The organism is Petropleomorpha daqingensis (genome assembly GCF_013408985.1).
In the GTDB taxonomy this organism is placed as follows: domain Bacteria; phylum Actinomycetota; class Actinomycetes; order Mycobacteriales; family Geodermatophilaceae; genus Petropleomorpha; species Petropleomorpha daqingensis.
This window is the reverse complement of the sequence record NZ_JACBZT010000001.1, coordinates 3,030,670-3,050,766: the sequence shown is the minus strand read 5'-3', so window position 1 is coordinate 3,050,766 and position 20,097 is coordinate 3,030,670. Positions and strand designations below refer to the sequence as shown.

Below are 20,097 nucleotides of genomic sequence, written 5' to 3'. Positions count from 1 at the left end.
GATGTTGAAGGGCGTGCTCGAGGGGTGCGTGCTCGAGATCATCGGCCGCGGAGAGACCTACGGCTACGAGATCGCATCCACGTTGCGCGAACTCGGCTTCGTCGACGTCGTCGAAGGAACCGTCTACACCATTCTCCTGCGACTGGAGAAGAACGACCTCGTCGACATCGAGAAGAAGCCCTCGACGATGGGCCCGCCCCGGAAGTTCTACTCGCTCACCGACACCGGCCGCGCCGAGCTCGCGGCGTTCTGGGCCAAATGGGACTTCGTGTCACTCAAGATCAACGAATTGAAGGAGCAGACGCATGACTAACTTCCTGAAGAAGCTGATCGGGGACAAGAAGGAATGGCGCGACATGCAGGCGCGAGCCGCCGCTCTGCCGCGCGACTACCAGATCGTCTACGACGGGATCATGAGGTACATGTTCAAGTTCGCCGGTGGCGGCGGCATGGACATCGTCGCGATCCTCAAGGACCTGCTCGGCCTGTTCGAGGCCAGCGCGGCGGAGGGCCGGCGCGTGCTCGAGGTCACCGGCGAGGACGTCGCCGACTTCAGCGACGAACTGCTGCGCAACGCCACGACCTACACCGAGAAGTGGCACGACGAGCTCAACCGCGACGTGCGCAAGAAGCTGCGCAGCGAGGGGGCCGGGCAGTGACCGAGGTCGCCATCGAGACCGTCGACCTGCAGAAGGCGTTCAAGGACAACCAGGTCCTGAAGGGCGTCGACCTCGAGGTGCGGCGTGGGGAGATCTTCGCCCTGCTGGGCTCGAACGGGGCCGGCAAGACGACGACGGTCAACATCCTCGCCACGCTGCTCACGCCCGACGGCGGGGGCGCGCGGGTCTGCGGCTTCGACACGACGCACGAGTCGGCGCGGGTGCGGGAGCGGATCAGCCTGACCGGCCAGTTCTCCGCGGTGGACGACGTGCTCACCGGCCGGGAGAACCTCGTGCTCGTCGCCAAGCTGCGGGAGGTGCCCGACCCGGCACAGCTCGCCGATCGCCTGCTGCGGCAGTTCGGGCTGCAGGACGCGGCGGACAAGCGGGCCGGCACGTACTCCGGCGGCATGATCCGCCGGTTGGACATCGCCATGAGCCTGGTCGGCTCCCCCGCCGTTCTCTTCCTCGACGAGCCGACCACGGGCCTGGACCCCGAGGGACGGCGCGAGGTCTGGACGACCATCAAGGAGCTCGCCGGATCGGGGACGACGATCCTCCTGACCACGCAATACCTGGACGAGGCCGAGCACCTGGCCGACCGCATCGCGATCCTGCACGGCGGGCGCATCATCGCGAACGGCACGCTCGCCGAACTGAAGCGGCTCCTCCCGCCCGCGAAGGTCGAATACGTCGAGAAGCAGCCGACATTGGAGGAGATCTTCCTCGCCGTCGTCGGCCACAGAACCGAGGACGTGCAGCCATGAAAGCTCTCAGGGACACCGTCACGCTGTTCGGGCGGTCGATGCGACACATCCAGCGCAGCCCGGACACGATCATCACGGTCGCGGTCATGCCGATCGCATTCCTGCTGCTGTTCGTCTACGTGTTCGGCGGCGCCATCGATGCCGGCACCGACAACTACGTGAACTACCTCTTGCCCGGCATCCTGCTGATCGCCATCGCGAGCGGCATCTCCTACACGGCGGTGCGCATCTTCAGCGACATGCAGAAGGGGATCGTCACGCGGCTGCACTCCCTGCCCGTGGCGCGCTCGTCGGTGCTGTGGGCGCACGTGCTGACCTCGCTGGTGTCCAACGCGATCTCGCTGGTGATCATCATCGGGGTCGCTCTGGTGATGGGCTTCCGGTCCGGCGCGAACCTGGCGGCGTGGCTCGCCGCGGTGGGCATCCTGGTGCTGTTCACCCTCGCCCTGACCTGGCTCGCGGTGGTGCCCGGACTGACGGCGAAGACCATCGACGGCGCGGCGGCGTTCTCCTACCCGCTGGTCTTCCTGCCGTTCCTCAGCTCGGCGTTCGTGCCCACCGACACCATGCCGGGGCCGGTGCGGGCGTTCGCGGAGAACCAGCCGGTCACCGCCATCGTCGGGACGCTGCGCAACCTGCTGACCGGCCAGCCGGTCGGCACCGGGATCTGGACGGCGCTGGCCTGGTGCGTGGGGATCGGTCTCATCGCCTACTTCTTCGCGATGCGGGCCTACCGGCGAGTTCCGTGACAGCACTCTGGACGCCGGTCTCGCGGGACCCGGCGTCCAGAGTGCTGAGCACGGCGGGCAGCGCCGTCGCGAACCTGCGGACCTGCCCCAGGTCGACCCACTCGTCGGCGGCGTGCAGTCCCCCACCGGACGGGCCGCAGATCAGCGTGGGGCAGACCTCCTGCCACAGTGGCGCCTCCATCCAGTAGGGCGCATCGAACGTCGGCCCGGTGCCGAGGGCCTCGCCCAGCCGGGCCGCCAGATCGGCCGCCGGACCCGCGGCGTCCAGCCGCCAGCCGTTCCGAGCGGCGATCAGCTCGGGCTCCGCCTGCCACCGCGGATCGAGCAGGGCGCGCACCTCGTCGAGCGCCGCGGCGCCGGGCCGCTCCGGCGTCGTCCGGACCTCGACGAGGCACTCGGCCGAGTCGGGGACGACGAACGGCGACCTTCCCCCGCGCACGACGGTGACCATGAGGTCTCCCCCGGCCGCGCGGACCGCCGCAGCCCGCTCGTCGACGGCGTGCAGCAGCCGGCCGAGATGGGTGACCGCATTGACCCCCTGCTCCGCCTGCGACGAGTGCGCCGCCCGGCCGGCGAACGTCACCCGGACCACGGCGAACCCGCGCAACGACCGGCTCAGGGCCAGGTCGGTGGGCTCGGCGATCAGGCAGACGTCGGGTCGCACCCCGAGGTCCGGGAGGCGCGCGATCACCGCCTCGCTGCCGAGGCTCGCGTCCTCCTCGTCGGCCACCAGCGCGAGCACGGGCCTCACCTGGGCACCCGACGCGACCAGCTGCTCGGCCGCGACGACCAGCGCGGCGACGCCGCCCTTCATGTCCGCGGCGCCCCGGGCGTACAGCCGGTCACCGTCGACGCGCGGGGTGAACGGCTCGGGCATCCCGGCCACCCCGACGGTGTCGAGGTGCCCGTTGAGGACGACGGTGGGCAGGTCGGCCTCCCCCGGCGGCACCGCCACGAGGCTGGGCCGGTCCGGGCGACCCACCACCGTGGTGGCGAAACCGGACCGCTCGAGCCGCTCGCGCAGGTGCTCGACGATCCGCCCCTCGCCGGCGGCGCCGGGGACCAGGGCGGGGTTGACGCTGTCGATGCCGACCAGGTCGGACAGGAGTGCCACGACCTCGGTGGCCGGATCCGGCATGCCGGCAGGCTAGACGGGCCTGCGTCCGATCTCGGGGAGCGCGACGGCGACCGGTCCCGCGCAGCAGCCGTCACCGCAGCCCTCGCCGCGCCACGCCTCGATCCCCTCCTTGGCCGCGACGGCCGCGATGACCAGGCCGGCCAACGGATCGGCCCAGCCCCAGCCGAGAGTCGCGTTGAGCAGGAGTCCGACCAGCAGCACCGCCGACAGGTAGGTGCACAGCAGGGTCTGGGTGGAGTCGGCGACCACGGTGGCCGAGCCGAGCTCACGGCCGGTGCGGCGCTGGGCCCAGGAGAGGAACGGCATGATCACCAGCGACGCGATCGCCAGGGCGATGCCGACGGGTGACGTCTCCGGCTCTCCGCCGAAGAACAGCGAGCGCACCGACTCGACGGTGACGTAGGCGGCCAGGCCGAAAAAGGCCAGCGCCATCAGCCGCAGCGCCTGCCGCTCCCGCGTCTCCGGCATCCGGTGCCGGAACTGCCACAGGACGATCAGGCCGCTGGAGACCTCGACGACGGAGTCCAGCCCGAACCCGACGAGTGCCACCGAGCCGGCGACCACGCCCGCGGCGACGGCGACGACGGCCTCCAGCACGTTGTAGGCCACGCTCGCGCCGGCCAGCCACTGGGCGCGGCGGCCCAGCCGGGCGCGGTCGGCGGATGTCAGTTGCGTGCCGGTCACCGGTTCGCCGCCTCGCCGTAGGTCGGGCACAGCGCGACGGCGTCACCCGTCGCCGCGAGCAACCGCTCGGCGGCGGCCAGGACGCCGAGCACCTCGGCGCTCGCGGTCAGCGACCACAGCGAGGCGCGGCCCTGGGGGCGCGAGGTCGCCACCCCGCAGCAGCGCAGGCAGTCCAGGTGCCCGCTCACCGTCGACTGGGCGAGTCCGAGGTGCGCGGTCAGGTCGACCACCCGGTGCTCGCCGAGGGCGAGGTGTCGCACGATCGCCAGCCGGGCCGGGTCGCCCAGGCTGCGGAACAGCGCCGCAGCGGTCGACAGGGCGGCTGCCTCGTCGACCTCCGGCGCTGACATGACGGCGATCTCCGGTGTCATCGGCACATGCCGATGCTAGCGGCGCGCGACACGGCGGTGGCGCTCACCGCCGCGCGGGTGTCGGCCGCGTGGTCCAGCCGCGGCCAGCCGGGCAGGTGGCGATGGGCGTCGGCCGGCTGAGGTGCCGGCCCTGGACGAGGTGGCGGCCCATGGCGGCGAGCAGGTCCGGGGTCTGCTGGTCCTCGCCGCCCTCGGTCACGACCGTCGGCCCGGCACCGGGCGGGCGGGGGCCCGGTGCCGGTCCACGAGGTCAGGCGCGACCTCCGGCACCAGCGGGCTGCGGGGCGCCGGCGAACTCCTGCACGATCCGCTCGCAGAACGCCGGCAGGTCGTCGGGAGACCGACTCGTGGTGATGTTGCCGTCGGTGACGACCTGCTCGTCGACCACCTCCGCGCCCGCGTTGCGCAGGTCGGTGCGGATGCTCGGGAACGACGTCAACCGGCGGCCGCGCGCGACATCGGCCTCGACGAAGTTCCACGGGCCGTGGCAGATCGAGGCGACCGGCTTGCCCGACCGGACGAAGTCGCGGACGAACTGCACCGCGGCGGGTTGCATCCGCAGCTGGTCCGGGTTCACCGTCCCCCCGGGCAGCAACAGCGCGTCGTACTCGTCCACCGACGCCGCGCCGACCAGCCGGTCGACGCCGAACGTGCCGGCGTCCTCCAGGTCGTTGTTCCGCGCCGCGATCTCCCCGTCGTGGATCGACAGCACCTCGGTCCGCGCGCCGGCGTCGTCGAGAGCCCGGCGCGGTTGCTCGAGCTCGACCCGCTCGACACCGTCGGCCGCCAGGATCGCGACCCGTCGTCCGTTCAGCTCTCCTGCCATGTCAGGCACCCGCCGGGTGCAGGACGACCTTGGTCCAGCCCTCGTCCCGGGCATCGAAGTGCTTGTAGGCCTCCGGAGCCTCGTCCAGCGGCAGCTCGTGGCTGACGATGAACGACGGCTCGGCCTTGCCGGCGGCGATCAGGTCGCGCAGCTGACGGTTGTACTTCTTGACCGGGGCCTGGCCGCTGCCGATGTGCTGGCCCTTGAACCAGTACAAGCCGTAGTCGAAGGCGACCTGCCCGTTCTTGGCCAGCTCGTCGGGACCCCCGGGGTCCTGCGGCACGAAGACGCCGATCGAACCGATCTTCCCGGTGAACCGCACGGACCTCACCAGCTTGTTCAGGGTGTCGTTCGGGTGCTCGTTCCCCTCGGGGTCGTGCGCCTGGTAGCCCACGCACTCGCAGCCGTTGTCCGCGCCGAGGCCCATCGTCTGCTCGAGCACGGCCTCGACCGGGTCGACCTTCGAGTCGTCGATGGCGATCGCGCCGATCGACTCGGCCAGCCGCAGCCGGTCGGGGTGCCGGTCGACGATCATCACCTTGCTGGCACCACGGATGGTGGCCGACAGCGCGGCCATCAGCCCGACCGGTCCTGCGCCGTAGATGACGGTCTGGTCGCCGGGCGAGACGCCGGCCAGCTCCGTGGCGTGGTAGCCGGTCGGCCAGATGTCGGCCAGCATCACATAGTCGGTGGCCTTCTCGTCCGCGTCCTCCCCGAGGCGCAGGCAGTTGAAGTCCCCCCAGGGCACCCGGAGCAACTCGGCCTGGCCACCCGCCCACGGGCCCATGTCGGCGAACCCGTACGCGGCACCGGCCATCTGCGGATCCGGCTGGGCGGTCAGGCAGTAGTTGGTCAGGCCGTGCTCGCAGTTCTTGCAGTGCCCGCAGGCGACGTTGAACGGCAGGACGACGCGGTCGCCCACCTGGACCTTGTCGACACCGTCGCCGACCTCGATGACCTCTCCCATGTTCTCGTGCCCGAACCACCGACCGGTCTCGAAGTCGGTGCGGCCCTCGTACATGTGCAGATCGGAACCGCAGATGTTGGTCGTGGTGATGCGGACGAGCACGTCGGTCGGCCGCTCGACGCGCGCGTCCGGGACGTCATTGACGCTGACCTGCCGCGGGCCTTCGTAGACCACTGCCTTCACGGTGCCTCCTCGTCGCTGGTGCTCTCCCCCGATCCGGATCCGAACCGGACCTCGATTGCACCCGGCGCGGCGGGGAGCCCGGTATCGGCAGACATGCCGATACCGAGCCGCCGAGCCGGTCAGGTCCGGGGCGCCAGCTCGTACACCGGTCCCAGGTCGGTGGGGCCGGTGTCGGGGACCTCGTGCAGGATCTTCGGCTCGGTGTGCAGCAACCGGTGGACGGCGGTCCGCGCCCGCTCGAGGTCCAGACCGGCAGCACGGGCGATGTCCTGCAGGTGCGGCGCGCCGGTACCGACCTCCACCTCGGCCACGGCCCGGTACACGGTGGCGTCGTCGCCCGACAGGTCTTCGACTCGCATGGTGGTCCTCCCCGGGAGGCCGGCTCGACGCGCGGGTCCGCGTCCCGGGAGGCCTCCGCGGCTCCAGCATCGGCGCGCGGACGGCGCGGGCACATCGGTAGGTCTGCCGATGGCCTTCCGCGGCGGCATCCACCACGTTGGGAGCACCGGTCGGCGTCCGACGCGTCCGGCCCCGGGCGAGGAGGAGAGGGCAGTGCAGTACGACGACTTCATCTCGTCCGTGCAAGCGCGTGGCGGGCGCCCCCGCGACGAGACCGAGACGCTCGTCCATGCGACGTTGCGCGTGCTGGCCGAGCGGCTCACCGGCGGTGAGGCCGACGACCTGCGTGCTCAGCTGCCCGGCGACCTGCAGGCCGACCTCATCCCGCCGGAACCGGAGGCGCACCCCTTCGGGCCCGACGAGTTCGCCCGGCGGGTCGCCCACATGGCGCACCTGCCCGAGAAGGAGGCGCGGGACGGCATGGTCGCCGTCCTCGCCACGACCCGTGACGCGGTCGAGCCGGGCGAGTTCGACGACGTGCTCTCCCAGCTGGGCGGGGAGTTCGCCCGGCTCGTGCAGTGAACGAACTGGATGGAGGAGTTGTGAGCGAGTCAGAGCTCGAGGAGACCGGGACCGGGCCGGCCGCCAAGCGCATCGGTCAGGCGCCGACGACGACGGACGTGACCGATCCGGAGCGGTCCTCCCGGAACACCGCCGCCGGCTCCGGTTCCGAGCCGGGCGAAGGCCCGGTGCAGCCTGCCGCCGACGAGGGGGTGGATCCCTCGGCCAGCATCGAACCGCACAACGAGGGGCTCGTCTGAGCACCACCGCCCCGGACGACGGCCCCGCAGCCGCTGGCTGCGGGGCCGTCGCACTGCTCAGCGCTCACGCACGCGTCGTGGCGGCCTCCCGCGCGTCCTCGACCTCCAGGTCCAGGTCGCCGTCCCGGACCCCGACGCGCACCCGCTGGCCGCTGCGCAGGCGGCCGTCGAGCATCAACCGCGACAACCGGTTGTCCACCTCCCGCTGGATGGCACGGCGCAGGGGGCGGGCGCCGAACTGGGGCTCGTAGCCCCGTTCGGCGAGCCAGCCGACCGCCTCAGGGGTGAACTCGACGTCGATGCCCTGGGCCCGCAGCCGCCGGCGGGTCTCCTCGAGCATCAGGTCGGTGATCCTCTCGAGCTGGCTGTTGTCCAGCTGCTGGAACACCACGATCTCGTCGATCCGGTTGAGGAACTCCGGCCGGAAGGACTCCCGCAGCCGGCGCATGACCTGGCTGCGCAGGTCGTCGCCGGCGGTGCCGTTGGCGGTGAACCCGAGCGGACCGCGGCCGGCGTTGACGATCAGCTCCGACCCGAGGTTGCTCGTCATGATGATCACGGTGTTGCGGAAGTCGACGGTGCGGCCCTGCGAGTCGGTCAGCCGACCGTCGTCGAGCACCTGGAGCAGGGTGTTGAAGACGTCGGGGTGGGCCTTCTCGATCTCGTCGAAGAGCACCACCGAGTACGGCCGCCGGCGCACCGCCTCGGTCAGCTGCCCGGCGTCCTCGTAGCCGACGTACCCGGGCGGGGACCCGACCAGCCGGCTGACCGTGTGCCGCTCCTGGAACTCGCTCATGTCCAGGCGGATCATCCGGTCCTCGTCGCCGAAGAGCGCCTCGGCGAGGGCCCGCGCCAACTCGGTCTTGCCCACACCGGTCGGCCCCAGGAACAGGAAGCTGCCGATCGGCCGGTCGGGGTCGCCGAGCCCGACGCGGGAGCGCCGCACCGCCTCGGCGACGACCTCGACCGCCTCGTCCTGCCCGATCACGCGGTCGTGCAGGCGGTGCTCGAGGTGCAGCAGCCGCTCCATCTCCTCCTCCGTGAGCTGGCTGACCGGGATGCCGGTGGCCCGGGACACCACCTCGGCGATGTCCTCGACCCCCACCTCCGGCACACCCGACCCGCCCACCCCCGGCCCCTCGCCGCCGCCGGCGCGCGCCTGCTCGAGCCGCCGCTGCGCCTCGGCGAGCTGGTCGCGCAGGTCGGAGGCCCGCTCGTACTGCTCGCCCGCGACCGCCTGGTCCTTCTCCCGCTGCAGCCGCTCGACCTCCTGCTCCAGGCCGCGCAGGTCGGTCGGCGGCGTCTTCACCCGGCGGCGCACGCGTGCTCCTGCCTGGTCGATCAGGTCGATCGCCTTGTCGGGCAGGTGCCGGTCGGTGAGGTAGCGGTCGGAGAGCTCCACGGCCGCGACGACGGCCTCGTCGGTGAACCGCACCTGGTGGTGCGCCTCGTAGCGGTCGCGCAGCCCGCAGAGGATCTGCACGGTGTCCTCGACGCTGGGCTCGGCCACCAGGATCGGCTGGAACCGGCGCTCCAGCGCGGCGTCCTTCTCGATGTTGCGGCGGTACTCGTCCAGGGTCGTGGCCCCGATGATGTGCAGGTCCCCGCGGGCGAGGGCCGGCTTGAGCATGTTGCCCGCCCCGCCGGACCCCTCCGACGCCCCGGCCCCGACGACGGTGTGCAGCTCGTCGATGAAGACGATGACCTCGTCGCTGTGCTCGCGGATCTCGTCGATGACCTTCTTCAGCCGCTCCTCGAAGTCACCCCGGTAGCGGGTGCCGGCGACCAGTCCGGTCAGGTCGAGCTCCACCAGCCGGCGGCCGCGGAGGGTCTCCGGGACGTCGCCCTCGACGATCTGCGCGGCGATGCCCTCGACGATCGCGGTCTTCCCGACCCCGGCCTCGCCGATGAGCACGGGGTTGTTCTTGCGCCGCCGGGACAGCACCTCGACGGTCTGCTCGATCTCCTGCTCCCGGCCGATCACCGGGTCGATCTCCCCGTTGCGGGCCATCGCGGTCAGGTCGCGGCCGTACTCGTCCAGCGTCGGGGTGCTCGACGCGGGCCGGCCGGCACCGCCCTGGCCGCCGCCTCCGCCGCTGACGGCCTGCTGCAGGGCCTCCGGCGTGACGCCCCGCTGGCGCAGGAGCCGCCCGCCCGGCGAGTCCGGGTTCACCGCCAGCGCGAACAGCAGGTGTTCGGGACCGATGTAGGTCGAGCCCAGCGCCCGGGAGATCTGGTGGGCGTCGAGGAGGGCGCGCTTGGCCGCGGGCGTGAGGGCCGGCGTCTCGGTGCGCGGCTCACCGCGACGGGGCAGATCGTCGAGCTCGGCGCGCAGCGAGCCCGGGTCCGCCCCCGCGCGGCTGATCAGCTGCCGGGTGGGTTCCGCCTCGGTCATCGCCCACAGCAGGTGGTCGGTGTCGAGGTCCGGGCTGCCCACCTCGGCGGCCCTGCCCGCGGCCGCGTTCACCAGTTCCCGCGCCTGCTCGCTGAGGAACTGGGTGATGTCGACGCGCTGCCGGGGCTGGCGAGCGCCGCCCATGTAGCGGGCGAAGAAGTCGTCGAAGGGGCTGCCGTACGGGCCTGGGAAGTATCCGCTGGTCATCGCTCGTCCGTCCCGGGAGTGGCGTGGTCCCCTACTGGGCTACTCGTCCTCGGGCGGGATCTCCATCGGTCATCCTGCCGAGACGGCTGCGAGGAGCGCTTCGGCTGCTGACCCGCGTGCCATCGGAACCGTCGATGGCGGTCAGCGAGAAGGCGTGATTTACCAGGTGCCGCAGCGGGACAGAACCTGGGAGCCGGACGGCGCGGTCGGAAGGATCATCGGTGAGCGAGCACGTGACGTGGGAGAGCTGCCCGGACTGCGGGCGGTCTGCCGCGGTGGGGTGGCTCGACGGGGAGCCGGTCGAGTTCGACTGCCCCCGAGGCTGCCGGCTGCCGGCCGAGGTCGTGTCCTCAACGTTCGGACGACGGCGTCCCGGGCGCCGGTGCGTCCGGTAGCCGTTGGGCACCGTGATCCCGCAGGAGGGGCAGCACCACCCTGTCCACCACGGCCGTCACCAGTTCCTCGTCGATGTGCTGCCCCAGGAGCAACCAGCGCTGGACGAGGATCGCCGCGCCGGCTTCCGCAGCGAGAGACGCGTCGACAGTGGGCGCGATCTCGCCTCGCCCGACGGCACGACGGAGGACCTCGTCGAAGGCCGCGGCCCACTGGGCCACCGGCCCGGAGTGATAGGCCGCTGCCAGCGCCGGGTCGTCGTGCACCGCGCTGAGCAGGGCCCGGTTGGCGCGTCCTGCCGGGCCGTTGAAGTGGGCGACCGCCGAGGCGAGCAGCCCGATCAGGTCGGTCCTGAGCGAACCGGTGTCCGAGACGTCGAGGGTGCCCTCGATCGACCCCTCGGTGTAGCTGGCCAGCAGGTCGGTCTTGCCGGCCCACCGCCGGTAGATGGCCGCCTTGCCGACGCCCGCGCTCAGCGCGACCTCGTCCATGGTGAAGCCGCGCAGGCCCAACCGGTCCAGCACGTCGACCACCGCCGCCGTGATCGCCTGGTCCTTCGTCCGGTCCAGGCGCCTGGGGCTGCGAGCCGACCCCTGCGCCCGTGGCGGCCCGGCGTCCCCCGATGCCATGGGCCGACTGTAGGGCGATCCAGTCGTGACACGGCACCCGCGCGTTCCGCCCCGGCTGCCTACCGTCCGCGGCACACGACCGCCGGGCGACACCGTCGCCCGCGCTCCCGAGCACGAAGAGGAACGCCGTGGAACTGAGGCAGCTGGAGTACTTCCTCGCCGTCGTCGAGGAGGGCTCCTTCACCTCCGCCGCGGCGCGCCTCTACATGGTCCAGTCGAGCCTGTCGGCGTCGCTGCTGTCCCTGGAACGCGAACTCGGCACCGAGCTGTTCATCCGCGGTCGTCGCGGCACCGAGCTCACCGACGCCGGACGGGCCCTGCTCGAACCAGCCCGTGCCGCCCTGGCCGAGACCGAGCGCGCCCGCGATGCGGTCGCGGAGGTCATCGGCCTGCTCCGCGGCTCGGTCCGCATCGCCGTCCTCGCCCTTCCGCGAGCCATCGACGTGGCAGAGACGATCCACCGGTTCCAGTCGGAGCACCCGGGCGTCGACGTGCACGTGCTGCCCGCCCCGGCTCAGCGGATGCCGGACCTCGTGGCCGAGGGCCAGGTGGACTTCGCCATCGGGCCCCGGATCCCGCGCCTCGGCCCGGGGATCCGCTTCACCCCGCTGATCAGCACCCCGCTGAGCCTCGTGTGCCCCGCAGGCCACCGGCTCGCCGGAGCGCGGGACGTGACCCCCGCCGACGTCGTCGAGGAACCGATCATCGACCTGGCGCGCGGATCGTGGGCCCGGGCCCTGTTCGACACCTGGGTGCAGGAGAGCACGCTGCCCCGCCAGGTCCGGCTCGAGATCAACGAGTGGCTGACCCTGCAGAGCATGGTGCAGCGGGGCATGGGCATCGCCTACGGCCCCGACGCCTGCATCGACCGCGAGACGTTCCCCGGCGTGGCGACGGCGACGCTGACCGGTGCACCCCAGTGGGAACTCGGCGTCCTCACCCGGGACGAGATGCTGCGCGGTGCCGCGGGTCGGGCCTTTCTCGCCGCCTACCTGGACCGGTGCCGGCCGGTCTGCACCGGGCTGGACGCGGCAGCGGTCACGACGTCGTCCTGAGCAGCGCCGGGGTCGACAGCCGCGGCCACGGCGAACGGCGCCAGGCCCGCCAGTCCCGCTCGTCGGTGCTCGGCCGGCCGAACAGGTACCCCTGGCCGGCCTGGACCCCGAGGCCCATCAGGACGGCCAGCTCGGTGGTCCGCTCGATCCCTTCGGCGACGACCACGCCCCGCATCTCACGGGCGAGGGCCACGACGGCGCCCGCGAGCACCCGCCGTGCGGGATCGCCGTCGATGCCGCTGATGAGGCTGCGGTCGAGCTTGATGAGGTCCGGCGCGAGCCGGAGGATGTGCCGGAAGGTGGCGTGGCCGGCGCCGGCGTCGTCCACGGCGATCCGGAGCCCAGCCCGGCGCAGCGGTTGCAGCGCCCGGTCGAGGGCGTCGTAGTCCTCCACCGCGGAGTGCTCGGTGAGTTCCACGACGATGCGGGACAGCGGGATGGATGCGCTCCGCAGGGCGTCGGGGAGCCCTGGCCAGAGCAGCGTCTCCGGGGAGAGGTTCACGGACACGTACGTGTCCTCCGGCAGGGTCGTCGCCTGACGCAGCGCGTGCAGCGCGGCGTGGATCTCGAGGTCGACCCCGAGCCCGACCCGTGCGGCGTCGGTGAACCAGTCCTCGGCGGTGCGCCCGTCGTCGGCCATCGCGAACCGGGACAGCGCCTCGGCGCCGAGCACCCGCCCGTCGGCCAGGGAGACGATCGGCTGGAAGGCCGTCCGTAGTGCATCGTCGGCGAGCACCCGGACGATCGCCGCGGACGTCCTCGCCGGCTCGCCGGGTGGGGCCTCCCAGACCCGGTGGGACGCGCCGAGCAACCCGGTGAACCGTCCCTGACCGTCCGCTTGCGCCACGGCGGTGCTCTGCAACCACACCGTCGCGCCGTTCTTGGCGACGCACCGGAACGGCCGGCGCCGCCATCCCCGCCCGGACGAGATCAGGTGGGTCACCACGGCGTGCTCGTCGGGATGGACGACGTCGAAGATCGAGAGCGACGACGCCTCCTCGGGCGTGTACCCGAGGAGCTCCAGGCACTGCGAGCTGGCATGCGTGAACCGGCCGCCCGCGTCGCACTCCCAGACGACCTCCTCGCCGACCTCGTCCCGCGCGGCCGAACGACGGCTCGGAGCGGCACCGGACCGGAGAAATCGACCGGCTGCCCACGCCGCACCCACGACCAGGACCAGCGCCGCGTCGCGGACGGAGATCACCGCGCCCAGGATGGCGCAGATCGCGAGGCCCAGGACGGCGCCACCGGTGACGTGCTTTCCGCGCACGAGAACTCCTCGCGATCCCTCGGCGCTCCCCCAGCAGAAGCTCCTACCCGAGTGTCGGCGCGACGATCTGGAGAATTGATCACGCGTCCCCGATGGGCGCCATCGACGCCGGCGATGGAGCGCCGGCACCGGGTTCAGCCGCGGTCGTCGGGCCCGCCGTCGGGGCAGCTCTGCTCCGAGCGGGCACGCTGCCGCGCCCCGTACGCGGCCCGTCGGACGGTGTCCCCGTCCTCCGCCCCGGACCCGAGCGCACCCCCGACGGTGGCCAGCGAGGCGATGAACCAGCTGATGTCGAGGTAGTCGCCCCAGCTCGGTGAGTGCCCCAGATTGCGCCCGAGGACGGCACCGTCGACGAGGAAGGCGACGGTGACCGTCATGACGGCGACCAGCGCTGCGTAGAACACCAGGACCCCGAGGACGAGCGTGGCCGCGGTGGTGACGTTGTACAGGCGGGCCAACCGCCGTTGCCGCGCGTCCTCGGGGCGCTCCCAGAGTCCGTGCTGCACGATCAGGTAGACGACCATCGCGGCGACCGACAGGCCCGTGATCACCGACAACCGAGCGACGCCGAGCCGGTCGGCCAGGACCCAGAGCGTCACCGTGAACACCCCGAAGACGCTCGCGGCGAAGGCGGCCAGCAGGGCACCGGAGAGCGCCCCGACCAGCCGCCACGGCCGGTTGGCGCGCACCATGCCACCGAACAGGCGCCAACGTCCCAGAAGAGCGGGCAGGACCAGGCGCCGGCTCGAGGACTCCTCGTCCCCGAGGACGGCCAGCCCCGCGGTGGCGACGGGCGAGGCGGCCGACGTGCCGAGCAGGTCCAGGACGAGTCGGACGACGACGTCCTCGGCCCGGTGCGGCAGGCGGAGCACCCCCAGTGCCGGCACGGAGGTCAGGGCCACACCGCGCTCGGGATCGAGATCGGCGACCACGGCGCGGGTCCCCGCCCGTCGCGGCAGGTCCGTGAGCCCGATGGCCACGTCCCACCCCTCGGCGACCTTCCGCTCGCAGACCGCCTGCAGGAGCGGTTCCTCGTCCCCGACGTGACCGGCGACCAGGGCGACCACGTGCGCGCTCGCCCGCCAGTCCCGCGCACCGTCGGCCCGCGCCAGCGCCGCCGGCAGGGTGCCCGCGAGGTCTTTCGCCAGCTCTCCCGGCAGATCCGGATCGGCCACCAGGCCGACCACGACCGGACCGTCAGACATTGGTCAGCAGGCTGACGGAGACGGCGATGAGCACGGTGCCGAACAGGTAGGACAGCAGCGCGTGCCCCAGTCCGACCTTGCGCATCTGCGCGTCCGCCAGCCCGGTGTCGGACACCGCGAAGGACATGCCGACGGTGAAAGCGAGGTAGGCGAAGTCGCTGTAGGCGGGGCGCTGGTTCTCCTCGAAGCTGATGCCGCCGTCCCCGCCCGCGTAGTAGAGCCGCGCGTACTTGAGGGCGAAGACCGTGTTCACCAGCGCCCAGGAGAGGATCGTGTCCACGACGGCGAGGACGACGGCCACGACCGCGACGGCGTCGTGACGACTCGTGCTGACCACGCCGACGAGCACCGCGACCAGGCTGGCCACGGCGGCGACGAGGACCGCCGTGTCGGTGACGTGGGACCGCCCCTCGTCCTCCGCCAGGCGCTTGGTGCCGCCGTAGTCCTGCGGCCAGCTGATCCGCCAGACCCATCCGAGGACGGCCGACGCGGCCACGGTCCAGCCGACGAGGACGCTCAGGCGGACGGACCCGACCAGAGCCACGGCGACCGCGGCCGCCGCCCCTGCGGCGAGGGAGACCAGCAGGCGGCGCCACGAGATGATCCGGCGTTCCCGGCCGACGGTCGCAGAGCTGACCTCGTCCACGCCGTCGCCGATCCCGATGACCTTCCCCAGGTTCGCGCGCCCGGACCAGCGGCCGGGCTCGACATCCGCCCGGCGACGCCGGACGCTCCTCCATCCGACGCCGACCGGGGAGCCCGCGGTATCGGCAGACATGCCTATGTGTGCGGGGTGCGGGCCGCCGAGGGCGCCAGAGTTATGTCCTCACGCCGTGATCGGCTGCCCGGCACCGCCAGCGGGATGCTCGAACGCCTCGATGGCGATACCGGGGTCCCGTGCCGATCGCAGCAGGAAGTCGACGAGCCTGCCGACCGACTGGCCGGCGTGCGGCCGCCAGACGACCTCCAGTTCGAGCCGCAGGTCGGGGTCCAGGCGTCGGGCCGCGATCCCGTGGACCCCCATGGCGTCCACGGTCCCCAGGATGCCGGCTGCGATGCCGACGCCCGTGGCCACTGCGCGCAGCACCGCATCGGGGCTGTTGAGCAGGTTCGGTTCGACGACGACCTGACCATGGCCGGCCCCGCCGGGGAAGAAGTGGGCGACCGTGCGGTCCCAGATTCCGGCGAACGGTTCTCGCGGAAACATGACCAGCACGTCGCCGGCGAGGGCTCCGACCGGCACCGTCGCCGAGCCGGCTGCCCGGTGGCCGAGCGGGACGACGACGCCGAACACCACCGAGCCGAGGACGACGCCTTCCAGGTCGCGGTCGACCGGTGCCCGGCTCCAGACGATCGCCGCGTCGGCCCGGCCCTGACGGACCGCCTCGAGCGCGTCGTCCCCCCGGCTGGAACTCACCGAGACCTCGATCCCGTCGATGCCCAGACCCAGGCCCCTCAACGGACCGTCCAGGACCAGCTCGGCCATGTTGGCCACCCGGAGGGTCAATCGCCGGCGGTCCCTTCCGGCGGCGCGCACGTCCGCCCGGGCCCGCTCCACCTCTGCCAGGATGATCCGGGTCCGCTCCGCCAGGACGACACCGGCCGGGGTCAGCCGAGCCGCTTCCGGGGTGCGCTCGAACAGCGAGACCTTGAGGTCCCGCTCCAGCGCACTGATCTGCTGCGAGAGCGACGACGCCGCGATGTGGAGCCTCTGCGCGGCCCGGTTGAAGCGCCCCTCCTCGGCCACCGCCAGGAAGTAGCGCAATTGGCGAAACTCCACGGTCCAAGTTATCGCCAACCCGGCCGAGCTGCCCTACAGGACGTCGAGCGGGACCTTTCCGGACGGCGGGGGGAACAGCCGGTCGAGCTCGTCGAGCTCGGCCCGGCTGAAGCCGATCTCCAACGCCGCGCGGTTGTCGATGACGTGCGCGCGGGTCGATGCCTTGGCGACGGCGAACACGTCCGGCAACCGCAGCACCCACGCGATGGCCAGCTGGGCCGTGGTGACCCCCTTGTCCGCGGCGAGGTCGCGCACGGCCGGGTGCTCGAGGAGCCGGCCGTGGTCGACGGGCGAGTACGCCATGAGGGGCATGCGCCTGCCGCGGCACCAGGGGATCAGGTCGTACTCGGGGCCGCGTCTGGCGAGGTTGTAGAGCACCTGGTCGGTCTGGACCCGGTTGCCGCCGGGCAGCCCGACCAGCTGGTCGAGGTCCGGGACGTCGAAGTTGCTCACACCCCAGGAACGGATGAGCCCGCGGGAGGTCAGCGACTCGAAGGCGGCGACGGTCTCCTCGACGGGAACCCGGCCGCGCCAGTGCAGCAGGTACAGGTCCAGGCGATCGGTGCCAAGTCGGCGCAGGCTCCGCTGGCAGGCGTCCACCGTGCCCTGGCGCGAGGCGTGGTGCGGCAGCACCTTGCTGACCAGGAAGACGTCGTCCCGCCGGCCGGCGATCGCCCGGCCGACGAGCTCCTCGGCGGCGCCGTCGCCGTACATCTCGGCGGTGTCGACCAGCGTCAGGCCGAGGTCCAGGCCGGTGCGCAGGGCGTCCAGCTGGAGATCGATCCGGCCGGGGTCCTCACCCAGGTACCAGGTGCCCAGGCCGAGGGCCGGGACGGCGGTGCCGTCGGGGAGGGTCGCGGTGCGCGTCGTGGATGCGGTCATGCGGGATCTCCTCCCTGAGCAGGCGCCGTCGTCCCTCCCCGTTCCGGCTCAGTGCACCGGCCGCTGTCCGTTCGACCCGGCGTGCGCCAGCGACTTCGCCACGCTCCGGGCGCCGGCGTAGACCGCCCCGGCCGCGGCGATCCACGGGCCCGCGACGATCACCGGGTCGAGCGGCTGGTGCTTGAGGTCCGTGCGGTGCTGGCCGACCCGCGAGCGCAGTCCGTGGTGGGTGAACTCGGCCTTCACCCCGGTCTCGGTGATCGGGTTGTCCGGGCGCAAGGTGAGGAACGACTTCAGGTGGTTCTCCCACGCGTCCACCCGGTCGGCGACGATCAGCAGCAGCCAGTGCGCCGTGCGGCCCTCGCTGTAGTGGTAGGCGTAGCGGCGGATGGCACCCGAGACGCCCGACGGCGGCTGGGCGGTGCCGAAGACCGGGGTGAGCATCCCGTGCTCGACCGAGCGCTCCCGCGGATACTTCTCGGGCTGCCGCTCCGGGAAGTCCCAGTGCGCGCCGGTGAAGTCCTCCTGGAACTGCAGCTTCGGCACCGACGGCCGGTCCTTCGGGTCGAGGTCGACGCCCCAGCCCGGGATGCGCTGCCTCAGCTCGTCGGGCGACTCGGCGATCGGCGGCTTGTGCGGTGTGTAGGTCATCGGGATCTCCTGTCGCTCACGCCGCGGTCGGGACGACGAGGGGCTTGATGATGCCGTCGAGCTTGGCCGAGAAGATGTGGTAGCCCTCGGCGATGTCCTCGAGCGGCACCCGGTGGGTGGCGAGCTCGCTGGGCTTGAGGTAGCCGTTGCGCACGTGCTCGAACAGCCGGGGCCACTGCCGTTTGACCGGGCACTGGTTGGTGTGGATCGTCAGCCCCTTGTTCATCGCGTCGCCGAACTTGACGGCGCTGAACAGCGGGCCGTAGGCGCCCATCACCGAGATCGTCGCGCCCTTGCGGACGGAGTCGATCGCCCAGTTCAGCGCGACCGGGGAGCCGCCCTGCAGCTTGAGCTTGGACGAGGTGACGTGCTGGATGAAGTTGCCGTCCGCCTCGGCGCCCACGCAGTCGATGGCGACGTCTGCGCCGAGGTAGTCGGTGGCCTTCTTCATCTCGAGGACGATGTCGCCGTACTCGGTGAAGTTGTAGGTCTCGGCGTGGGCGAAGGTTCGCGCCTTCTCCAGGCGGTGATCCAGGTGGTCGATGACGATGACCCGGCCGGCCCCCATCAGCCAGGCGGACTTCGCCGCTATGAGTCCCACCGGCCCGGCGCCGAAGACGAGAACGACGTCGCCCTCGACGATGTCGCCGAGCTGAGCACCGAAGTAGCCGGTCGCCGTCATGTCGGTCAGCAGGACCGCGTCCTCGTCGGCCATCCAGTCCGGGATCTTCGACGGGCCGACGTCGGCGAAGGGCACCCGCACGAACTCGGCCTGGCCGCCGTCGTAGCCTCCGGTCGTGTGCGAGTAGCCGTAGATGCCGCCGACGGCGGTGGCGTTCGGGTTGACGTTGTGGCAGTTGGAGTACAGACCGCGCGCGCAGTACCAGCAGGTGCCGCAGAAGATGTTGAACGGCACCATCACCCGGTCGCCCACGCTGAGGTTCTGCACCGAGGAGCCGACCTCGTCCACCACACCGATGAACTCGTGGCCGAAGGTGTGACCGATCCGGGTGTCCGGCATCATGCCGTGGTAGAGGTGCAGGTCAGAGCCGCAGATCGCGGCCAGCTGCACCCGGACGATGGCGTCGTTGGGGTGCTCGATCCTCGGCCGCTCCTTCTCCTCCATCCTGACCTTGTAGGGACCTCGGTACACCATCGCTCGCACGTGACCGCCTCCTGGGCGCGGGTTCCCCGTGACTCGTGCGAGCACCCCGGGGAGTCAACCGGCCGGCTCTGCTCACCGGCCCCCTGACTCTGCGCCGGCTCCGTTGGCGCGGCCACCCCGCATCCGGCCTCATCGCGGGGCTCGGCCGAAAGATCGGCAGATCTACCGATGGCAGACGTCATCCCCGTCTCGGTCTGATGGGCTCGGACGACTCCGTGGAGCGACAGGGGGACGACATGCCCAGCAGACGCCGGCTGAAGGGCCGCACGATCGCTGCCCTGGCGGCCGACGGCTACGAGAAGGTCGAGCTGGTCGTCCCGCTGCGCGCCCTCAAGGCCGCCGGTGCCACGGTGGACGTCGTGTCCCTGCGGCGCGGACGGATCCGCGGCGTGAACCTGCACATGCCGGCCAGCCGGGTCCGCGTGGACAAGACGATCGAGGAAGCCGATCCCGGCGACTACGACGCCCTGCTGCTGCCCGGAGGATTCATCAATCCCGACCTTCTCCGGCAGTCCGCCCCTGCACGGGAGTTCGTCCGCGCGTTCGCCGTCAGCGACAAGCCCATCGCCACCCTCTGCCACGGGCCGTGGGTGCTGGCATCGGCGGGACTCGTGGACGGACGGACCCTCACCTCCTGGCCCGGGATCCGAGACGATCTGGTGAACGCGGGCGCCACGTGGCTGGATCAGCAGCTCGTCCGGGACGGGAACCTCACCACCAGCAGAGGGCCTCAGGACATGGCCGCGTTCGTCCCCGGGATGATCGGTGCCTTCGCGACGACCGCGCCCGCCCCGGCGACGACGGCAACACGTCGTGAGTCCGATCGGCAACGCGAGGCCCCCGTCGGCTGGGCCGTCGCCGCGCTGCGCTGGTCGCCGAAACCGTCGGCCGTCGCTGCGGTGAGCATCGGCGTGGCCGCTGCCGGCCAGCGGGCCCTGCGCACGCGTCGTTAGCCGGAACC

At 72.0% G+C, this 20,097-nt stretch carries 24 protein-coding genes; 8 read left to right on the top strand and 16 right to left on the bottom strand.

The annotated features are described in order from the left end of the window. Position 1: 1 nt before the first annotated feature. Genes GGQ55_RS15105 through GGQ55_RS15090 form a run of 4 tightly spaced genes read left to right on the top strand, consistent with a single transcriptional unit; the run spans position 2 to position 2,175 of the window. On the top strand, positions 2 to 313 hold the full coding sequence (locus GGQ55_RS15105; RefSeq protein ID WP_281371307.1) for a PadR family transcriptional regulator: 312 nt from the start codon (positions 2 to 4) through the stop codon (positions 311 to 313). Beyond that, entirely contained in the window at positions 306 to 659 is a 354-nt protein-coding gene (locus tag GGQ55_RS15100; protein WP_179718044.1) for a DUF1048 domain-containing protein, read from the top strand. Before GGQ55_RS15105 ends, GGQ55_RS15100 begins: the two co-directional genes overlap by 8 nt. Beyond that, the gene (locus GGQ55_RS15095) at positions 656 to 1,426 is read left to right on the top strand and encodes an ABC transporter ATP-binding protein (RefSeq protein ID WP_179718042.1); all 771 of its coding nucleotides are present in this window, start codon (positions 656 to 658) and stop codon (positions 1,424 to 1,426) included. The genes GGQ55_RS15100 and GGQ55_RS15095 overlap by 4 nt, the downstream gene beginning before the upstream one ends. Next, on the top strand, positions 1,423 to 2,175 hold the full coding sequence (locus GGQ55_RS15090) for an ABC transporter permease (RefSeq protein WP_179718040.1): 753 nt from the start codon (positions 1,423 to 1,425) through the stop codon (positions 2,173 to 2,175). The genes GGQ55_RS15095 and GGQ55_RS15090 overlap by 4 nt, the downstream gene beginning before the upstream one ends. On the opposite strand, the gene GGQ55_RS15085 is transcribed toward GGQ55_RS15090, so the two are convergent. The 7 genes from GGQ55_RS15085 to GGQ55_RS15055 form a co-directional block, all read right to left on the bottom strand. After that, positions 2,129 to 3,313, bottom strand: a complete 1,185-nt coding sequence (locus GGQ55_RS15085) for a M20 family metallopeptidase (RefSeq protein WP_179718038.1) — start codon at positions 3,311 to 3,313, stop codon at positions 2,129 to 2,131. The two genes, GGQ55_RS15090 and GGQ55_RS15085, sit on opposite strands and share 47 nt — an antisense overlap. Before the next feature lie 9 nt (positions 3,314 to 3,322). Next, a complete protein-coding gene (locus tag GGQ55_RS15080) occupies positions 3,323 to 3,997 on the bottom strand; it encodes a cation diffusion facilitator family transporter (RefSeq protein ID WP_179718036.1) in 675 nt (224 codons plus the stop codon). Continuing rightward, positions 3,994 to 4,368 (bottom strand): ArsR/SmtB family transcription factor, encoded by a 375-nt coding sequence (locus tag GGQ55_RS15075; RefSeq protein ID WP_179722743.1) that lies wholly within the window; start codon positions 4,366 to 4,368, stop codon positions 3,994 to 3,996. Before GGQ55_RS15075 ends, GGQ55_RS15080 begins: the two co-directional genes overlap by 4 nt. A gap of 43 nt (positions 4,369 to 4,411) precedes the next feature. Further along, positions 4,412 to 4,567, bottom strand: a complete 156-nt coding sequence (locus tag GGQ55_RS15070) for a hypothetical protein (RefSeq protein ID WP_179718034.1) — start codon at positions 4,565 to 4,567, stop codon at positions 4,412 to 4,414. 51 nt (positions 4,568 to 4,618) lie between these two features. Further along, the gene (locus GGQ55_RS15065) at positions 4,619 to 5,194 is read right to left on the bottom strand and encodes a type 1 glutamine amidotransferase domain-containing protein (protein ID WP_179718032.1); all 576 of its coding nucleotides are present in this window, start codon (positions 5,192 to 5,194) and stop codon (positions 4,619 to 4,621) included. Position 5,195: 1 nt separating this feature from the next. Continuing rightward, positions 5,196 to 6,344: a glutathione-independent formaldehyde dehydrogenase gene (locus GGQ55_RS15060; RefSeq protein WP_179718030.1), complete on the bottom strand. Its 1,149-nt coding sequence runs from the start codon at positions 6,342 to 6,344 to the stop codon at positions 5,196 to 5,198. A gap of 119 nt (positions 6,345 to 6,463) precedes the next feature. Further along, on the bottom strand, positions 6,464 to 6,703 hold the full coding sequence (locus GGQ55_RS15055) for a hypothetical protein (RefSeq protein WP_179718027.1): 240 nt from the start codon (positions 6,701 to 6,703) through the stop codon (positions 6,464 to 6,466). 193 nt (positions 6,704 to 6,896) lie between these two features. Here GGQ55_RS15055 and GGQ55_RS15050 point away from each other — a divergent pair, with 193 nt between their 5' ends. After that, positions 6,897 to 7,265 carry a DUF2267 domain-containing protein gene (locus GGQ55_RS15050; RefSeq protein WP_218859287.1) on the top strand — a complete coding sequence of 123 codons (369 nt, stop codon included), beginning with the start codon at positions 6,897 to 6,899 and terminating at the stop codon, positions 7,263 to 7,265. A gap of 20 nt (positions 7,266 to 7,285) precedes the next feature. Then, entirely contained in the window at positions 7,286 to 7,504 is a 219-nt protein-coding gene (locus GGQ55_RS15045) for a hypothetical protein (protein WP_179718024.1), read from the top strand. Between the two features lie 64 nt (positions 7,505 to 7,568). On the opposite strand, the gene GGQ55_RS15040 is transcribed toward GGQ55_RS15045, so the two are convergent. After that, entirely contained in the window at positions 7,569 to 10,106 is a 2,538-nt protein-coding gene (locus tag GGQ55_RS15040) for an ATP-dependent Clp protease ATP-binding subunit (RefSeq protein WP_179718022.1), read from the bottom strand. 350 nt (positions 10,107 to 10,456) lie between these two features. Next, positions 10,457 to 11,128 carry a TetR/AcrR family transcriptional regulator gene (locus tag GGQ55_RS15035; RefSeq protein WP_179718020.1) on the bottom strand — a complete coding sequence of 224 codons (672 nt, stop codon included), beginning with the start codon at positions 11,126 to 11,128 and terminating at the stop codon, positions 10,457 to 10,459. Between the two features lie 128 nt (positions 11,129 to 11,256). Here GGQ55_RS15035 and GGQ55_RS15030 point away from each other — a divergent pair, with 128 nt between their 5' ends. Beyond that, positions 11,257 to 12,183 (top strand): LysR family transcriptional regulator, encoded by a 927-nt coding sequence (locus tag GGQ55_RS15030; RefSeq protein ID WP_179718019.1) that lies wholly within the window; start codon positions 11,257 to 11,259, stop codon positions 12,181 to 12,183. Here the strand turns inward: GGQ55_RS15030 and GGQ55_RS15025 are convergent. From GGQ55_RS15025 to GGQ55_RS14995, 7 genes are all read right to left on the bottom strand, one after another. Beyond that, positions 12,167 to 13,453, bottom strand: a complete 1,287-nt coding sequence (locus GGQ55_RS15025; RefSeq protein WP_179718017.1) for a sensor domain-containing phosphodiesterase — start codon at positions 13,451 to 13,453, stop codon at positions 12,167 to 12,169. The genes GGQ55_RS15030 and GGQ55_RS15025 overlap by 17 nt on opposite strands. A gap of 134 nt (positions 13,454 to 13,587) precedes the next feature. Then, positions 13,588 to 14,658, bottom strand: a complete 1,071-nt coding sequence (locus GGQ55_RS15020) for a hypothetical protein (protein WP_179718016.1) — start codon at positions 14,656 to 14,658, stop codon at positions 13,588 to 13,590. Beyond that, complete coding sequence (locus tag GGQ55_RS15015; protein ID WP_366489382.1) at positions 14,651 to 15,304, bottom strand: DUF1345 domain-containing protein; 654 nt, start codon at positions 15,302 to 15,304, stop codon at positions 14,651 to 14,653. The genes GGQ55_RS15020 and GGQ55_RS15015 overlap by 8 nt, the downstream gene beginning before the upstream one ends. A gap of 180 nt (positions 15,305 to 15,484) precedes the next feature. Then, positions 15,485 to 16,423, bottom strand: coding sequence for a LysR family transcriptional regulator (locus GGQ55_RS15010; protein ID WP_179718012.1), 939 nt, complete (start codon positions 16,421 to 16,423; stop codon positions 15,485 to 15,487). Positions 16,424 to 16,471: 48 nt separating this feature from the next. Beyond that, a complete protein-coding gene (locus GGQ55_RS15005) occupies positions 16,472 to 17,320 on the bottom strand; it encodes an aldo/keto reductase (protein WP_179718010.1) in 849 nt (282 codons plus the stop codon). A 48-nt stretch (positions 17,321 to 17,368) separates the two neighbouring features. Next, on the bottom strand, positions 17,369 to 17,971 hold the full coding sequence (locus GGQ55_RS15000; protein WP_179718008.1) for a hypothetical protein: 603 nt from the start codon (positions 17,969 to 17,971) through the stop codon (positions 17,369 to 17,371). 16 nt (positions 17,972 to 17,987) lie between these two features. After that, complete coding sequence (locus GGQ55_RS14995) at positions 17,988 to 19,097, bottom strand: zinc-dependent alcohol dehydrogenase (RefSeq protein ID WP_246323820.1); 1,110 nt, start codon at positions 19,095 to 19,097, stop codon at positions 17,988 to 17,990. Positions 19,098 to 19,372: 275 nt separating this feature from the next. On the opposite strand from GGQ55_RS14995, the gene GGQ55_RS14990 reads away from it, so the two are divergent. Next, a complete protein-coding gene (locus tag GGQ55_RS14990) occupies positions 19,373 to 20,089 on the top strand; it encodes a type 1 glutamine amidotransferase domain-containing protein (protein ID WP_179718004.1) in 717 nt (238 codons plus the stop codon). Positions 20,090 to 20,097: the final 8 nt, after the last annotated feature.

What these genes read in the sequence shown, in the direction of transcription:
- GGQ55_RS15035 (WP_179718020.1), bottom strand. Translation starts at nt 11,128, where the DNA reads ATGGCATCGGGGGACGCCGGGCCGCCACGGGCGCAGGGGTCGGCTCGC.
- GGQ55_RS15005 (WP_179718010.1), bottom strand. Translation starts at nt 17,320, where the DNA reads ATGACCGCATCCACGACGCGCACCGCGACCCTCCCCGACGGCACCGCC.
- GGQ55_RS15020 (WP_179718016.1), bottom strand. Translation starts at nt 14,658, where the DNA reads ATGTCTGACGGTCCGGTCGTGGTCGGCCTGGTGGCCGATCCGGATCTG.
- GGQ55_RS15090 (WP_179718040.1), top strand. Translation starts at nt 1,423, where the DNA reads ATGAAAGCTCTCAGGGACACCGTCACGCTGTTCGGGCGGTCGATGCGA.
- GGQ55_RS15040 (WP_179718022.1), bottom strand. Translation starts at nt 10,106, where the DNA reads ATGACCAGCGGATACTTCCCAGGCCCGTACGGCAGCCCCTTCGACGAC.
- GGQ55_RS14990 (WP_179718004.1), top strand. Translation starts at nt 19,373, where the DNA reads ATGCCCAGCAGACGCCGGCTGAAGGGCCGCACGATCGCTGCCCTGGCG.
- GGQ55_RS15065 (WP_179718032.1), bottom strand. Translation starts at nt 5,194, where the DNA reads ATGGCAGGAGAGCTGAACGGACGACGGGTCGCGATCCTGGCGGCCGAC.
- GGQ55_RS14995 (WP_246323820.1), bottom strand. Translation starts at nt 19,097, where the DNA reads ATGGAGGAGAAGGAGCGGCCGAGGATCGAGCACCCCAACGACGCCATC.
- GGQ55_RS15075 (WP_179722743.1), bottom strand. Translation starts at nt 4,368, where the DNA reads ATGACACCGGAGATCGCCGTCATGTCAGCGCCGGAGGTCGACGAGGCA.
- GGQ55_RS15105 (WP_281371307.1), top strand. Translation starts at nt 2, where the DNA reads ATGTTGAAGGGCGTGCTCGAGGGGTGCGTGCTCGAGATCATCGGCCGC.
- GGQ55_RS15055 (WP_179718027.1), bottom strand. Translation starts at nt 6,703, where the DNA reads ATGCGAGTCGAAGACCTGTCGGGCGACGACGCCACCGTGTACCGGGCC.
- GGQ55_RS15085 (WP_179718038.1), bottom strand. Translation starts at nt 3,313, where the DNA reads ATGCCGGATCCGGCCACCGAGGTCGTGGCACTCCTGTCCGACCTGGTC.
- GGQ55_RS15000 (WP_179718008.1), bottom strand. Translation starts at nt 17,971, where the DNA reads ATGACCTACACACCGCACAAGCCGCCGATCGCCGAGTCGCCCGACGAG.
- GGQ55_RS15100 (WP_179718044.1), top strand. Translation starts at nt 306, where the DNA reads ATGACTAACTTCCTGAAGAAGCTGATCGGGGACAAGAAGGAATGGCGC.